Here is a 14,449-nt window from a genome sequence, read left to right as displayed (position 1 = left end):
AACTCCCCTAATCCACACCCTCGATTCTTTACAAAAATGGCACGCGAGAAGTTTGAAAGGAACAAGCCTCACGTCAACATCGGCACCATCGGCCACGTTGACCACGGCAAAACCACCCTCACCGCCGCGATCACCAATGTGCTGGCCAAGAAAGGTCAGGCCAAGGTTCAGGATTACGCCGACATCGATGGCGCCCCAGAGGAGCGCGAGCGCGGCATCACCATCAATACCGCTCACGTCGAATACGAAACCGACACCCGTCACTACGCCCACGTGGACTGCCCCGGTCACGCGGACTATGTGAAGAACATGATCACCGGTGCCGCCCAGATGGACGGCGCAATCCTGGTGTGTGCCGCAACCGACGGCCCCATGGCCCAGACCAAGGAGCACATCCTCCTGGCCAAGCAGGTGGGCGTTCCCGCGCTGGTGGTGGCACTGAACAAGTGCGACATGGTCGATGACGAAGAGATCATCGAACTGGTGGAGATGGAGATCCGTGAACTGCTCTCCAGCTATGACTTCCCCGGCGACGACATCCCCGTGGTTCAGGTCTCTGGTCTGAAGGCCATCGAAGGAGAAGCCGAGTGGGAAGCCAAGATCGATGAGCTCATGCAAGCTGTCGATGCCAACATCCCCGAGCCTGAGCGCGAGGTTGACAAGCCTTTCCTGATGGCGATCGAGGATGTCTTCTCGATCACCGGTCGTGGCACCGTGGCCACGGGTCGTATCGAGCGCGGCATCGTCAAAGTTGGCGAAGAGATCGAAATCGTCGGCATCAAAGACACCCGCAAGACCACCGTCACCGGTGTTGAGATGTTCCGCAAACTGCTCGACGAGGGCATGGCCGGAGACAACGTCGGCCTTCTGCTTCGCGGCATCCAGAAGGAAGACATCGAGCGCGGCATGGTGCTGGTGAAGCCAGGCTCCATCACCCCCCACACCAAGTTTGAGGGTGAGGTGTATGTGCTGAAGAAGGAAGAGGGTGGTCGCCACACCCCGTTCTTCGCTGGCTATCGCCCGCAGTTCTACATCCGTACAACGGATGTGACCGGCCAGATCACCGCCTTCACTGCTGACGACGGCAGCGATGTGGAAATGGTGATGCCTGGTGACCGCATCAAGATGACCGGCGAGCTGATCTGCCCGGTGGCCATCGAACAGGGAATGCGTTTCGCCATCCGCGAAGGCGGCCGCACCATCGGTGCAGGCGTGGTTTCCAAGATCATCGAGTGATCTAGAGCTCGTCTCCTTGGGGATGACCCGACCGCGGTCGGGTCATCCCCTAATCTTTTTGAATGGCATCAGCTTGTTTTCACACCAGCTGAACTGCACCTCGACAATCCACCTCTCGTGATCTCCTCAGGAGATTCCAAAGCGCTTCATGTCAACTGCCATCGCTCAGCAGAAGATTCGCATCCGTCTCAAGGCGTTTGACCGCCGCATGCTTGATCTCTCTTGCGACAAGATTATTGAAACGGCCGACACCACGGCAGCGACTGCCATCGGCCCCATCCCTCTGCCCACCAAGCGCAAGATTTACTGCGTACTGCGCTCTCCTCACGTGGACAAGGATTCCCGCGAGCACTTCGAGACCCGTACCCATCGGCGCATCATCGACATCTACAGCCCTTCGGCAAAAACCATCGACGCCCTGATGAAACTGGATCTGCCCAGTGGCGTTGATATCGAAGTGAAGCTCTGAAGACAGCTCGATCAACCGGTCAGCTTCCTAAGATCAATGGCCCGATTGATGCATGCGTGGCTGACCTGTCCGTCAGAGAACTTCCTCTTTTCCCTCTGCCGGATGTCGTGCTCTTTCCGAGTGATGTGCTGCCGTTGCACATTTTTGAATCCCGTTATCGGATGATGCTTCAAAGCGTTCTGGAGACTGACAGACGCTTCGGTATCGTCCGCTGGGATCCCCGCAGCCAGAGCATGGCTTCCATCGGCTGCTGTGCCGAAGTGATCCAGCATCAAACCGGTGACGATGGACGCAGCAACATCGTCACGCTGGGCCAACAGCGCTTTCGGGTTCTGAACGTGACCCGCGACACACCGTTCCGTTCCGCCATGGTCAGTTGGATCGAGGACGATCCGGTTGAAGATATGGCGTCGCTCCACACTTTGAAGGAGTCGGTGGCGTCAGCCTTGAAAGATGTCGTCGAGCTCACGGGCAAGCTCACAGATTCTCCGACTGCACTGCCTGAAGATCTGCCCGACCTTCCCAGAGAACTGTCCTTCTGGATTGGCGCCCACCTGGGCGGACCTGTCGCCGATCAACAACAGGAACTGCTAGAGCTCACCAGCACGCGCAGCAGGCTTGAACAGGAGTTCAGCATGCTGGACGAGACGCGCCGTCAACTCGCAGCTCGCACTGTCTTACGCGACACCCTGTCGTCTTCCAATTCGGATAACGACTGATGCCCCTGCCTGCTTTTTTCGGACCAGCAGCGATTGGCGCTGCCGCTGCCGTTGGTGCCTACGCGCTGTGGACTCGCCGCAATCGCGCTTACCTCTCAAGCGAGAGTGTGGCTTCGGCGTACGACGCATGGACGGAGGACAGGCTTCTTGAAACCCTCTGGGGTGAGCATGTGCATCTCGGTCACTACGGGGCTCCCCCCCGCAGCAAGGATTTCCGGCGAGCCAAGGCTGATTTCGTTCATGAATTGGTGCGCTGGAGTGGTTTGGATCAGTTACCACCTGGCGCGAAGGTGCTGGATGTGGGCTGTGGCATCGGCGGCAGCGCCAGAATTCTTGCCAGGGATTACGGCTTTGACGTTCTCGGAGTGAGCATCAGCCCAGCACAGATCCGTCGGGCCACCGAACTCACACCGGAGGGAATGACCTGCCGATTCGCCGTGATGGATGCCCTTGATCTGGCACTGGACGATGGGGGGTTTGATGCGGTTTGGAGTGTGGAAGCCGGTCCGCACATGCCGGACAAACAGCGCTACGCCGATGAACTGCTGCGCATGCTCCGCCCTGGCGGACTGCTGGCCGTCGCGGATTGGAATCGTCGGGATCCTGTGGATGGCCCATTGAACGGTCGAGAACGTTGGGTGATGCATCAGCTGCTCACGCAATGGGCGCACCCTGAGTTCGCCAGCATCCGTGGCCTGCAGCACAACCTGGAAACCAGTGCTTATTCCAAAGGTCCGATCGCAGTGGCCAATTGGAATCAAGCCACGCTGCCCTCCTGGAACGATTCGATTCTGGAAGGCCTGCGACGCCCCGCAGCAGTGCTGCGACTCGGTCCATCAGCCATCGTTCAGGGGTTGCGCGAAACACCAACCCTGTTGTTGATGCGCTGGGCCTTTGCCCGGGGAATGATGCAATTCGGTGTGTTTCGCCTCGCCAACGATCAGGTCAGATCAGAACTCGGATAGGCACCGAACTGGGACAGATGCTCACACAGCGGTTGGAGGTGGGCCTCGAGTGCATCAAGAATCTCGGAAGCCTTTCCCTTGGGCAGCTCCACATCCACGAAGAACACATATTCACCGAGCTCCCGCTTCGAGGGGCGTGATTCGATCCGACTCATGTTCAGTCCGAGCCCGGCAATGGCCTGGAGCGCCTCGATCAGCGCTCCAGGCGCATTGCGATGCAACGAAAAGGCAAGGCTGGCCACATCTCCCTCGCGCAAGCGTTTGCCCCGTTGGAGAAGGAGAAAGCGGGTGCAGTTCGCAGCCACATCATTCACAGGAAAGGCAAGCTGCTGCAACTCCAGGCGTTCGCCAACGGCGCGATCAGCAATCGCTGCACGGAAGCGGCTCCCTCGCACCATGCGCGCGGCTTCAGCCGTTGAGCTGGTAGGGAGCTGCAAGGCTCCTGGTAGATGGGTGGCAAGCCAGCCGCTGCATTGCGCCAAGGCCTGAGGATGGGACAGTACTTCCTTGATGTCCTGCAGCGATCCGCTGCTGAGCAGGGCATGGCGAATCGGCAGCACCACGGCTCTGCGAATGGAGAGATCCCGATGCGACCAGAGGGCATCGAGGCTGGCGGTCACCCCGCCCTCCACTGAATTCTCAACTGGAACCACAGCACCATCGCAACGGCCGTCAGCCACATGCTCCACAACCGCGCGCAATCCGGTGCAGGCCACCAGCTCTCCATCGGGGATGCCTTCAAGGGTGAGCATCTCCCTTGCCGCCCGTTCTCCGTAGGTTCCCTCGGGCCCCAGAAAGGCCAAGCGCATCGGCATGAATGACCGTCCCTTGCATCGATAGGATCATGCCGCGTCAGCAGAAGGTCCATGGCTCTGGCCTTCAACGCCAGTCAAAAGCTCGATCTTCCGGTCGTGGCCCAGAGCGCGCTCCTCAGGGCTTACCTCCAGGAACAGGACCGCGTGATCAAAGCTCTGCTCGATCCTCAGCAGCTTTCGAAAACAGGAGACGGGACTTACACCTACACAGTCACCACACTCCAGGTGTTTCAACTGCAGGTGCGACCGGTCGTTTCCTTAGCCGTCGGACTCAGTGAAGGCGTCCTCAGCATCAAGGCCACAGATGCAACGATTGAGGGTGTGGGTCTGGTGGATGACTTCCAACTCACCCTCGAAGCATCGCTGGAAGCGACGGATCGCGGGCTCCAGGGAGAGGCAACGCTTGCTGTGAATGTCAGCCAGCCCCCGCTGCTGCGACTGATTCCCAAGCGGGTTTTAGAAAGTACGGGTGAATCGATCCTCAACGGCATCCTGATCACGATCAAAGGCAGAGTCGGCCGCCAACTGGTCAACGACTTTCAAGACTGGTGCCGACATGCCCGAGAGGGCCAAAACACACCATCAACGCAGACCATCATCCCTGGGGAACAACCGAGTTAAAAAAGACTTCCGATGCAATGCCGTGGGGCCGGACGTGATCAGAGCCTGGCGGTGCAGTGCAGTGCCATAGCCAGCGTGACGTTCAAAGCCGTACTCAGGAAAGCGTTCGGCCAAGCGGCACATCAGCCCGTCGCGGGCCACTTTCGCCAAAACGCTGGCAGCAGCGATCGAGGCCTCCTGGCTGTCACCGCGCACAATCGTGCGCTGAGCCCCTGGCCAGAGGCGCAACGGCAGAACGCCATCCACAAGCACAAGTTCGGGCTGGATCGGCAACTTCTGTAGGGCCCTGAGCATGGCCAGTTCCGTGGCCACCCGGATGCCATGGGCATCAATTTCCCTTGCTGATCCCTGGCCCAGAGCCCAGGCCGAAGCCTTCGCTTGGATGTGGGGCACGAGATCAGCCCGCCGTTTGGCGGACAGGGCCTTGCTGTCGGTCAGCCCCAGCGCTGTGAGCTCAGCATCTGCCGCGCCCGTGAGGCTGACCGCTGCTGCAAACACTGGCCCGAACAGACAGCCCCGGCCCACCTCATCGACACCGACGGTCACCCTGCCGTGGCCGATGAGCGCCGACGACGACGGCCGGGCCGCTCTTCAGCTCCCTCGCTGCTGGACTGGTGCAGCGCCTCACTGGGCGAGGGCTCGGCCTCCACTGGAGGAGGAGAGGCGGACGCCTCTGGGACTGGAACCACCTCAAGGGGCGTGATCTCAACCAACAGCGGCGACTCCATGGGAGGCGGAGCCTGCACCTCGGCATCGGCGGCTGTCGTGCCCCCAGCAGGACCCTGTCCGCTCTTGCTGCCAGCACCCCGGCCACCGCGAGCACCGCGGCGCCGACGCCGGCCTGATGAGGCTGCCATCTGCTGCCGGGCTTCTTCGAGAACGGCGTCCGCGTCTTCCCCAGGGCGAACCACGCGAACCAGAAGATTGTCCTGGGCTGGCGGCGGGTCGAGAAGCAGCACAGGGTTCAAACCAAGCCAGCCATACACCTTTTCCTGTTCCTCATCCATGGGAACAGCCACCAATTCAGGATCCTGGCGCCGATTCGCCGGTGCTGGCTCGATGGCGTCACTGGACGATTCTCCGGACACACCGAGCTCCAAGCCTTCCTCGAGGACCGGACTCTCCGCACTGACCTGAGGCCGTCCGCGGCCACCTCGCCGACGACGGCCATTGGCTGACTCCGTGGCCCCAGAGGCATCAGCGCGCGCTGATGCAGCCGACCGGACCAGCCCCGTCGCCGTGGCAAGAGGCTGGAGCAGATCTTTACCGGGCAGAACAGCGACGTGGCCAAGACCGCCACAGCTGGGACAGGCACGGCCAAACAATTCGTAGATGTTTTGACCCTGGCGCTTGCGGGTCAACTCCACCAGGCCCAACTCGGTGAGCTGGGCAATCTGGGGACGGGCCGAATCGTCACGGATCGCCGTGGTGAAGTGCTCCAGAAGCTGAAGCTGGTCACGACGGGAATCCATGTCGATGAAGTCGACGATGATCACGCCACCGATATTGCGCAGCTTGAGCTGCCGTGCAATTTCAACAGCTGCCTCACAGTTGGTCCAAAGCACCGTTTCCCTGGCATTCGCCGAGCGGGTGAAGGAACCCGAGTTCACGTCGATGACCGTGAGCGCCTCGGTGGGTTCGATGATCACGTAGCCGCCAGACGGAAGATCAACCCTGGGCTTCAGGGCATCGCGGATGGCTGCATTGACCTTGAAATGCTCGAGGAGCTCATCGGGCTCGCTGTGGGCTTCGACACTGACGTGCGCCCCATCCCCGCCGAGAAATCCACTCACTCTCTCGACGGCGGTTGGATCATCGACAACCACGCGGCTGAGCTCTGGGTCGGTGTGATCACGCAGGATTCGGTGGATGAAATCCTCATCGCGATTGAGAAGCACCGGGGGTGAGGCCGTTTCTGCAGCCTTCTGGATGGCTTCCCACTGACGCAGCAGAGACTCCAGATCATCGATCAGGAGTTCTTCGCTCACCTCTTCGGCTTCGGTGCGAATCAGCAAACCCGCGCCGGGTGGTTTGACGAGCACCCCAAGGGCACGCAGGCGGTTGCGCTCGCCTTCCGAACTGATGCGCCGAGAGATGTTCACCCCCTGGCCACTGGGCTGCAGCACGAGGTACCGCCCTGGCAGGGCCAAATTTCCTGTGAGCCTGGGACCTTTGGTGCCGGTCGGCTCCTTCATCACCTGCACGAGCACCTTTTGGCGAGGCTCGAGCAATTCAGTGATGCCGGCAGCACCTTTCTTGAGGCGGAGAGGACCTAGATCGGTGACGTGGATGAAACCATTTTTTTCACTTTCACCGATATTGACGAACGCAGCATCAATACCCGGCAGCACATTTTCAACCGTGCCGAGGTAAACATCACCAATCTGATAACGGCCCTGGGCCACGATCAGCTCATCGACGCGGTCATCAGTCAGAACCGCTGCGATGCGCAGCTGTTCAGCGATGACAATTTGCTGGGGCATAAACAGAACTGACGACGCCCGTCAGGACAGAAGCCGATCGGTGGACTGAACAGCGCACCGCACGGAAGGGAATTGGAGAGAGAAGCCCGAAGGCTGAAATGATGCGGAGTGAATCACTCCTTTCAGAACAATCGACGTGAAGACGCGATTGAACAAGAGGCGATGGACCTCTCGTACCAACGAATCTGGACAAGAAGACCGGAACGGATCTGTGGCGTAAACCCTTGATGTGCCGTTCTGAATGAAATTTAGCACCGCCGGAGCCCCAACTCCATTCGCCGCACTTGCGAGAGCACCAGCTCTTGCCCCAGTCGCTCAGACAGCCAATGGCAGAGCTGGGCGGGTTTGAGACTGCGCCCCTGTTCATCCACAGCAGCGATCAGCTCCAGCCTGGCTGACAGGGTTGCATCGGCACCATCGCCAGAGATCAGGCGCAGGGTCTTCAGCAAAGATCTGACGTCACGACGCCGAGGTCGTCCTTTCTTATCGGTGTCTTCCCAGATCAGTTCTTCGGCGCCGAGCATCTGGGCGATCGCGCCCTCCCAATCGGCGCTGGACTGCGCACGCAACGTGAAGCACCAGCGGCTGAACACAATCCTTTGGGAAAGGCTCGGAGACGAGACAGGAACCTCTTCCGCAGACAGGAGCCGCAGCCCAGGCGGCAACCGGGCCTGCCAGGACTCCTGAGCGACTTGAGGGTCCACCGATTCAGTGAATTCCAGATCCATCCACTCACCCTCGGCCTCGACACCAAGAGGAAGCGCCAGTGCCAACTGCAAGCGGGGCAGGGGATGGAATCCTCCCGTGAAGCTCACCGGCAGCCCTGATCGGCGCAGTGCTCTCTCAAACAGACGCACCAGGTCGAGGTGACTCAACAAAGCCATGGCACCGGTTTTGCTGAAGCGGAAACGGATCCTGCAGATGCGCTCACTGGCCGGAGCACGTTGAGGCCGCGCTTCAGGAACCGATGGAGGCGGCACCACAACGTTGTGCCCCAGATCAGGACCACAGACCCCGCAGCTGCTGCAGCCCTCGAAGGAACAGTCAGGAACAACTGTGGCGGCTAGCGCTTGCTGGAGATCATCGGCAAGCCACTGCTTCTCGATTCCGCTGTCGATGTGATCCCAGGGAAGTGGCTGACGGCAGAACGCCTGCAGATCGTGCCGCTCAAGCGCAGCCACCGCACTCCAGCTCCCGAGCTCCATGTCTCGGTAGCGCCCCGCCAGCCCGGCTGCAGCGATGGCTCCGGTCCAAGCCTCATACGTGCGATCAAGCGCTTCGAACCAGGCATCCATTCCTGCCCCCGCACGCCAGGCTGCTTCGATCACCGGTGCCAAGCGACGGTCTCCGCGGCCCACGAAATCCTCCATGGCCGAGAGGCGAACATCCGTGAAATTGAATCGCACCCCGCGCAACCGGCGCCCGGCGTCCCGCAGCAGCTGCTGACGGCGCAGGAACTCCTCCGTGGAAACGCTGTGCCATTGGAACGGCGTGTGCGGCTTGGGCGTGAAGTTGCTGATTGTGATGTTGAGACTGAGGCGACCGAGATCCCGGCAACAGTCCTGAAGCATCCGACAGGTTTCGGCGATGCCGAGCACATCCGCATCGGTCTCACCCGGCAGCCCGATCATGAAATAGAGCTTCACCTTGCGGTAACCGTTCTGCATCGCTGTGCGGATGCCCTGCAGCAGGTCCTCATCGGTCAGACCCTTGTTCACGATGTCGCGCAGCCGCTGGGTCCCGGCCTCAGGGGCGAAGGTGAGCCCGGCCTGCCTGGCGCCCCCAAGGATGTGGGCGATGTCCTCATCGAAGCGGTCCACCCGCTGGCTGGGTAGCTGAAGCGTGACGTTGCGGTCGGCCAAGCGGTTGCGCAGCTCGACCCCCACAGCCGGCAAGGCGAGGTAGTCGCTGCAGCTGAGAGACAGCAGCGAAAAATCGCTGTATCCGGTGCGCTCCATTCCGGCTTCCACTGCCTCAATCACCGCTTCCGGCTCCACATCCCGTGCAGGGCGTGTGAGCATCCCCGGCTGACAGAAACGGCAGCCACGGGTGCAGCCGCGGCGAATTTCCACCGTGAGTCGGTCATGCACCGTCTCCACGTGTGGGACCAGGCCCATGGCGTAGTGGGGCATCGGTGTGGCCACCCGGCGCAGGAGGCGCTGGGGCAGGTCCGCATCAATCGGCTGCAGGGTGATGCCGTCCTCACCCGTTTCATAAAGAGATGGCACGTAGACCCCGGGCACCTGGGCCAGATCCCGCAGCAGTTGAGAACGGGTCAGTCCATCGGCCTTGGCCTGAGCCACCACCAATCCGATTTCGGGGAGGAGCTCCTCACCATCGCCGAGGGCGATGAAATCGAAGAACGGGGCATAGGGCTCCGGATTGCTCGTGGCTGTTGGCCCTCCGGCGAAAATCAGCGGCGGAGCGCCCGGAGCATTCAGGGGAAGGTCTCCACGGTCGTGCGCGCGGATCGGCACATGACACAAGGCCAGCATCTCGAGGATGTTGGTGGCACCAAGCTCGTAACTCAGGCTGAATCCAAGGATGTCGAAGCTGTTCAGAGGCCAGCGGCTCTCCACCCCGAACAACGCCTGATCCTTCTCTGTTAAGCGCTGCGCGAGGTCGGATGCTGGCAAATAAGCCCGATCACACACCTGGCCAGGAACGGCATTGAGGATCGAATAGAGAATGATGTGGCCGAGGTTGCTGGCTCCGACCTCGTAAACCTCGGGGTAGGTGAGTGCCCAACGGACCTGTGCTCCGGTCCAGTCCCGGGGAACAACCCCAAGCTCATGGCCGATATAGCGAGCGGGCCGGTTGATGCCCGCATCCACGAGCGCATCGAACGGCACTGCCTGGAGCTCTGTATTCAGGGAGACGGTCAAGACGTCCCGACCCGGCTTCCTGCATCGTATGTAGCAGGATGCCCGCAGAAATCGATTTCACCGTGGTTCAGGTCAACGGCAACTACCTCAAGCTCAAGGCTGGCTATCTCTTTCCTGAGATTGGCCGTCGTGTGAAAGCCTTCAGTGCCGCCAATCCCGATGCCGCCCTGATCCGCCTTGGGATCGGCGATGTGACGGAGCCGCTGCCCCAGGCCTGCCGCGACGCCATGAAAACCGCCATCGATGCGATGGGAACAGCTGAGGGCTTCCATGGCTATGGACCTGAACAGGGCTATGGCTGGCTGCGTGAGGCGATCGCAACCCACGATTTCAAGGCCCGCGGCTGCGACATCAGTGCTGAAGAGATTTTCGTCTCTGACGGATCCAAATGCGATAGCAGCAACATCCTCGACATCCTGGGGGAAGGCAATCGTGTGGCTGTCACCGATCCCGTGTATCCGGTGTATGTGGACAGCAATGTGATGGCCGGCCGAACCGGTGATGCGGGCGATGAAGGCCGTTATGCAGGGCTGACTTACCTGCCGATCAGCGCCGACAACGGCTTTGCGGCCCAGATCCCCTCAGATCCTGTGGATCTTATTTACCTCTGTTTTCCCAACAATCCCACCGGGGCCGTTGCCACCAAGGAACAGTTGAAGGCCTGGGTGGATTACGCCCGTGCCAACGATGCGCTGATCCTGTTCGATGCGGCGTACGAAGCCTTTATTCAGGATCCCAGCCTGCCCCATTCGATTTTTGAGATTGAAGGAGCGCGTGATTGCGCCATCGAATTCCGCTCTTTCTCCAAGAATGCTGGTTTCACGGGCACGCGCTGCGCTTTCACGGTTGTGCCAAAGGGGCTGAAGGGCAAGGCCGCCAACGGTGAGGCCGTGGAGCTTTGGAGTCTGTGGAACCGCCGTCAAAGCACCAAGTTCAACGGCGTGAGTTACATCATCCAGCGCGGTGCCGAAGCGGTGTATTCCGAAGCCGGCCAGGCTGAGGTGAAGGGTCTGGTGAGCTTCTACATGGAGAACGCCGCCATCATCCGCCGCGAGCTCAGTGCAGCAGGCCTCACGATTTACGGAGGCGAGCACGCGCCCTACGTGTGGATCAAGACCCCTGATGGCATGGACTCTTGGGGCTTCTTCGACCACTTGCTCAACAAAGCCAATGTGGTGGGAACCCCTGGCAGCGGGTTTGGTGCCGCAGGTGAGGGCTACTTCCGCCTTTCAGCCTTCAACAGCCGGGCCAACGTGGACGAAGCGATGGCCAGGATCAAGGCACTCTGAGGAGACGTGTTCGGATTCCCTTTAGATTTGCAGGATCTGAGCGCGATGGTCATGGCCGTGGAGACCCCCAGCCGCACCCCTGGTGGAGCGGCTGTGCTGGAGAAAGCCCCTGAGCGCGTGCGCAAGCAATCGCCGCGCTACAAGGTGCTGCTCCACAACGACCCTGTGAACTCCATGGAGTACGTGGTCTCCACGCTCAGGCAAGTGGTCCCGCAGCTCAGCGAGCAAGACGCCATGGCGGTCATGCTCGAAGCGCACAACACCGGCGTGGGCCTGGTGATCGTTTGCGACCTCGAGCCCGCGGAGTTCTATTGCGAAACCCTGAAGGGCAAGGGACTCACCAGCACTATCGAACCGGAGAACTGATCGTCAAGTCCATCGTCCAGACCTGGAAAAGCCTGCTTCAAGCCCGTCCGCGCTGGATCGCCACCATTGTGCTGATCCCTGCGCTTTATGGGCTGGGTTGGATGCTGACGCAGCCGTTGCTGCTCGTTCTCCCAGAGACCACAGCATCGAGGCTGAGCCTGATCGGCACCGCCTTGAGCCTGGTGCTTTTTGTCGTGATCCTTCCGAGCTGGGTCAGGCAACGCTGGAGCAGTCGCCAGCCTTGGCGAATCCTGGGGTTGCGCAGCCGCAGACAGGGGCCGTCCTCAGGGCGATGCCTGATGACAGGTCTCGTTCAGTCGGTTGGACTGCTCACCTTGATCAGCCTGCCGCTCATCGTCGGGTCCTGGGGACGCTGGCTCGGCGAACTCAGCGCTGCGGATGCTCTCAATGCCCTGGCGTTGTGCTTCGGCGTAGGACTCGCCGAAGAGCTGTTGTTCCGAGGATGGCTCTGGGGAGAACTCGCGCAGTTCACCAGGCCTCGCACCGCCGTTGTGACCCAGGCCGTGATTTTCAGCTTGGTGCACACCCGATTCAATCTCGATGTTCTCCCCATGCTGGGCCTGCTCGTGGGACTCACCCTGCTCGGCCTGGTTTTAGCGGTACAGAGACGACTGAATGACGGTTCCCTCTGGGGATGCGTCGGCTTGCACGGCGGGCTTGTCGGCGGATGGTTCGCTCTTCAAGGAGGCTTGCTTCAGATTTCGCCAAGCGCACCGCAGTGGCTCATCGGCCCCGGAGGGGCCCACCCCAATCCCCTGGGAGGCCTGGTGGGAATCGCCGCTCTCACCGTTGTGCTGGCTCTTCAGCTGACGGCGTTAGCTAAAGCACCACGCCCCTGAACCGGAGCCCGCAGGGCTTCATTGAGGGTTGAAGTGCCGTAATCCCGTTCCAACAGATCCATCACCGTTCGACCAAAATCCGATGGGTTCGCATCAAAGGCTTCCAAACACACCCGACCGAACGTGCTGCCCATGGGCTCTGGATTCCAGAGAAGCTTTCTGGCCGTCCACGGCATCATGCTCATCGGGTTGTAACCGGGCTTGATCAATCCCTGGTCGAATCCGTATTGCTCGAGATGGGTATGCGGTTGTAAACCGATGAAGAAAATCGCTGGCTCCACACGGTCGGCGCCAAAAATCGCCTCGAGCTCGCGGTGGTAAGCCACGGTTTGACGAATGGTTTCGGGGCGCTCATCAATCACATTGAATGAGTAATTCACAGACACGTGATCGTTGAAACCGGCCTCAGCCAGCATCCTGCAGCTGTCGAGAACCGTGCGCAGGTTGTAGCCCATGCGCATTTTGCGCACGAGCTCCTGAGACCCTGATGTGATGCCGATTTCGAAGTAACTCATGCCGGTGTCCACCATGAGTTGGGCCAACTCGGGATCGAGGTTGTCGGCACGGATGTAAGCAGCCCAGCGAATGTCCGTGAGTCCCTCGGCTTTGATCGCGCGCAGCAACTCTTTGGCATCTTCGATGTAGCGACGTGCCGGGATGAACTGGGCATCGGTGAACCAGAAACCGCGAACGCCGCGGTCATAGAGCTGGCGCATCTCCTTCACCACCTCGTCTACGGGATTGAGGCGGACTTGTTTGCCCTCCACCACCGTGTACACGCAGTAGCAGCAGTTGTGAGGGCAGCCCCGCTTGGTCTGGACTCCAACGTAGAAATCACCGCCCTCGAGATACCAATCCAATTGGGGCCAGATCGAGGCGATGTAGTCGTAATCGCAGGCCGTTTTTGGGCGGCTCTCCGGCTGTTCATGGATCAGGCCTGGACGTGGAGGCGCTCCGACGACGAAGCAACGTTCGCCATCCAGGCTCTGGCCGTTGAGGAGCTTCTCCAGCAGAGGTTCCCCTTCCCCGATGGAGACGATGGTTCCTTTCGGCAGGGAGCGGCCAAGCTGCTCGTAAAACACACTCACAGCTCCACCGCCAAGAACGGCTCTGGCTTGAGGCTGATAGCGACGCGCGCGATGCAGGCCTTGCTTCACAAGCGCTTGATTGCGACGCAGCTCTCCGTAGTGACTGGTCATCAAACGCAGTCCACCGAAGGCACCGTGCAGGCGTTTCAGGGGATTGCGCGAATAAAACACCTCAAATGAATTTTGGAGAGGGTTACCGCCGCGTCCATCCACCGGGGCATAGATCTGAATATCCCGCCAAGAAAACACCAGCAGAGTGGGCTGAAACTGATCGATCGTGATCCGCAGAACGCGGTGCACGTCCAGAACCGGCAGAGCAGCCAGATCGAGAATGCGTTGGGGCAACCCTGGGAAGCACTTGTGCAGATGGTCCGCCAGGTAAATCGGCCCGATCGGAAAAATGGGATTGCATGGAAGCCTCACCAGCAACACGCGCTCTCCCGCGGCGGAGCCCGAGGCTGCAAGCGCTGACTGCTGAGGGAAATCGTCCATGGCTGGACGCTAACAAGCACTCCCCAAGGGTCGAGACGGGGCGGAGCTCAACGCTTCTTCACAACGACTTCATAAAGCTCTGGATAACTTCCGCAATGTTGCTTTACACTCTTGGTTGGCAGGGCATCCTGCCCTTCCGTAACCGCTCTTCGGAGCATTCT

At 60.4% G+C, this 14,449-nt stretch carries 13 protein-coding genes; 8 read left to right on the top strand and 5 right to left on the bottom strand.

Annotated features, from left to right (window positions below; all coding sequences use genetic code 11):
- The first annotated feature begins 36 nt into the window (after positions 1-36).
- The 4 genes from tuf (at position 37) to KQ296_RS00865 (ending at position 3,389) form a co-directional block, all read left to right on the top strand.
- Positions 37-1,236 (top strand): elongation factor Tu, encoded by a 1,200-nt coding sequence (gene tuf / locus KQ296_RS00880; protein WP_011932303.1) that lies wholly within the window; start codon positions 37-39, stop codon positions 1,234-1,236.
- 148 nt (positions 1,237-1,384) lie between these two features.
- The gene (gene rpsJ, locus KQ296_RS00875; RefSeq protein WP_011932302.1) at positions 1,385-1,705 is read left to right on the top strand and encodes a 30S ribosomal protein S10; all 321 of its coding nucleotides are present in this window, start codon (positions 1,385-1,387) and stop codon (positions 1,703-1,705) included.
- 56 nt (positions 1,706-1,761) lie between these two features.
- Positions 1,762-2,424, top strand: a complete 663-nt coding sequence (locus KQ296_RS00870; RefSeq protein ID WP_011932301.1) for an LON peptidase substrate-binding domain-containing protein — start codon at positions 1,762-1,764, stop codon at positions 2,422-2,424.
- A complete protein-coding gene (locus tag KQ296_RS00865) occupies positions 2,424-3,389 on the top strand; it encodes a methyltransferase domain-containing protein (RefSeq protein ID WP_011932300.1) in 966 nt (321 codons plus the stop codon). Before KQ296_RS00870 ends, KQ296_RS00865 begins: the two co-directional genes overlap by 1 nt.
- Here the strand turns inward: KQ296_RS00865 and pheA are convergent.
- On the bottom strand, positions 3,365-4,204 hold the full coding sequence (gene pheA / locus KQ296_RS00860; protein WP_041428342.1) for a prephenate dehydratase: 840 nt from the start codon (positions 4,202-4,204) through the stop codon (positions 3,365-3,367). The genes KQ296_RS00865 and pheA overlap by 25 nt on opposite strands.
- Positions 4,205-4,255: 51 nt before the next feature.
- Here pheA and KQ296_RS00855 point away from each other — a divergent pair, with 51 nt between their 5' ends.
- Positions 4,256-4,825 (top strand): DUF1997 domain-containing protein, encoded by a 570-nt coding sequence (locus tag KQ296_RS00855; RefSeq protein ID WP_011932298.1) that lies wholly within the window; start codon positions 4,256-4,258, stop codon positions 4,823-4,825.
- Here KQ296_RS00855 and KQ296_RS00850 read toward each other — a convergent pair.
- The 3 genes from KQ296_RS00850 to KQ296_RS00840 all read right to left on the bottom strand — a co-directional run bounded on the left by KQ296_RS00850 (position 4,787) and on the right by KQ296_RS00840 (position 10,193).
- Complete coding sequence (locus tag KQ296_RS00850) at positions 4,787-5,371, bottom strand: ribonuclease HII (RefSeq protein WP_011932297.1); 585 nt, start codon at positions 5,369-5,371, stop codon at positions 4,787-4,789. The genes KQ296_RS00855 and KQ296_RS00850 overlap by 39 nt on opposite strands.
- Positions 5,368-7,308 (bottom strand): Rne/Rng family ribonuclease, encoded by a 1,941-nt coding sequence (locus tag KQ296_RS00845; protein ID WP_011932296.1) that lies wholly within the window; start codon positions 7,306-7,308, stop codon positions 5,368-5,370. Before KQ296_RS00845 ends, KQ296_RS00850 begins: the two co-directional genes overlap by 4 nt.
- 248 nt (positions 7,309-7,556) lie before the next feature.
- On the bottom strand, positions 7,557-10,193 hold the full coding sequence (locus KQ296_RS00840; RefSeq protein ID WP_259726294.1) for a TIGR03960 family B12-binding radical SAM protein: 2,637 nt from the start codon (positions 10,191-10,193) through the stop codon (positions 7,557-7,559).
- A 62-nt stretch (positions 10,194-10,255) separates the two neighbouring features.
- Here KQ296_RS00840 and KQ296_RS00835 point away from each other — a divergent pair, with 62 nt between their 5' ends.
- The 3 genes from KQ296_RS00835 to KQ296_RS00825 all read left to right on the top strand — a co-directional run bounded on the left by KQ296_RS00835 (position 10,256) and on the right by KQ296_RS00825 (position 12,708).
- On the top strand, positions 10,256-11,482 hold the full coding sequence (locus KQ296_RS00835; RefSeq protein ID WP_041428752.1) for an LL-diaminopimelate aminotransferase: 1,227 nt from the start codon (positions 10,256-10,258) through the stop codon (positions 11,480-11,482).
- Between the two features lie 45 nt (positions 11,483-11,527).
- Complete coding sequence (gene clpS, locus KQ296_RS00830; RefSeq protein ID WP_011932293.1) at positions 11,528-11,848, top strand: ATP-dependent Clp protease adapter ClpS; 321 nt, start codon at positions 11,528-11,530, stop codon at positions 11,846-11,848.
- A 101-nt stretch (positions 11,849-11,949) separates the two neighbouring features.
- Complete coding sequence (locus tag KQ296_RS00825) at positions 11,950-12,708, top strand: lysostaphin resistance A-like protein (RefSeq protein ID WP_399239965.1); 759 nt, start codon at positions 11,950-11,952, stop codon at positions 12,706-12,708.
- Here KQ296_RS00825 and KQ296_RS00820 read toward each other — a convergent pair.
- Positions 12,672-14,288, bottom strand: a complete 1,617-nt coding sequence (locus KQ296_RS00820) for a photosystem II high light acclimation radical SAM protein (protein ID WP_011932291.1) — start codon at positions 14,286-14,288, stop codon at positions 12,672-12,674. The two genes, KQ296_RS00825 and KQ296_RS00820, sit on opposite strands and share 37 nt — an antisense overlap.
- Positions 14,289-14,449 lie beyond the last annotated feature (161 nt).

Source organism: Synechococcus sp. CS-197 (assembly GCF_025128215.1).
Taxonomy (GTDB): Bacteria; Cyanobacteriota; Cyanobacteriia; order PCC-6307; family Cyanobiaceae; genus Synechococcus_C.
This window is presented reverse-complemented; position numbering and strand designations above follow the sequence as displayed.

Bases quoted from the DNA above. Each gene is read 5' to 3' on its own strand.
- rpsJ (WP_011932302.1), top strand. From the start codon at position 1,385: ATGTCAACTGCCATCGCTCAGCAGAAGATTCGCATCCGTCTCAAGGCG.
- KQ296_RS00865 (WP_011932300.1), top strand. From the start codon at position 2,424: ATGCCCCTGCCTGCTTTTTTCGGACCAGCAGCGATTGGCGCTGCCGCT.
- tuf (WP_011932303.1), top strand. From the start codon at position 37: ATGGCACGCGAGAAGTTTGAAAGGAACAAGCCTCACGTCAACATCGGC.
- pheA (WP_041428342.1), bottom strand. From the start codon at position 4,204: ATGCCGATGCGCTTGGCCTTTCTGGGGCCCGAGGGAACCTACGGAGAA.
- KQ296_RS00845 (WP_011932296.1), bottom strand. From the start codon at position 7,308: ATGCCCCAGCAAATTGTCATCGCTGAACAGCTGCGCATCGCAGCGGTT.
- KQ296_RS00825 (WP_399239965.1), top strand. From the start codon at position 11,950: ATGCTGACGCAGCCGTTGCTGCTCGTTCTCCCAGAGACCACAGCATCG.
- KQ296_RS00855 (WP_011932298.1), top strand. From the start codon at position 4,256: ATGGCTCTGGCCTTCAACGCCAGTCAAAAGCTCGATCTTCCGGTCGTG.
- clpS (WP_011932293.1), top strand. From the start codon at position 11,528: ATGGTCATGGCCGTGGAGACCCCCAGCCGCACCCCTGGTGGAGCGGCT.
- KQ296_RS00820 (WP_011932291.1), bottom strand. From the start codon at position 14,288: ATGGACGATTTCCCTCAGCAGTCAGCGCTTGCAGCCTCGGGCTCCGCC.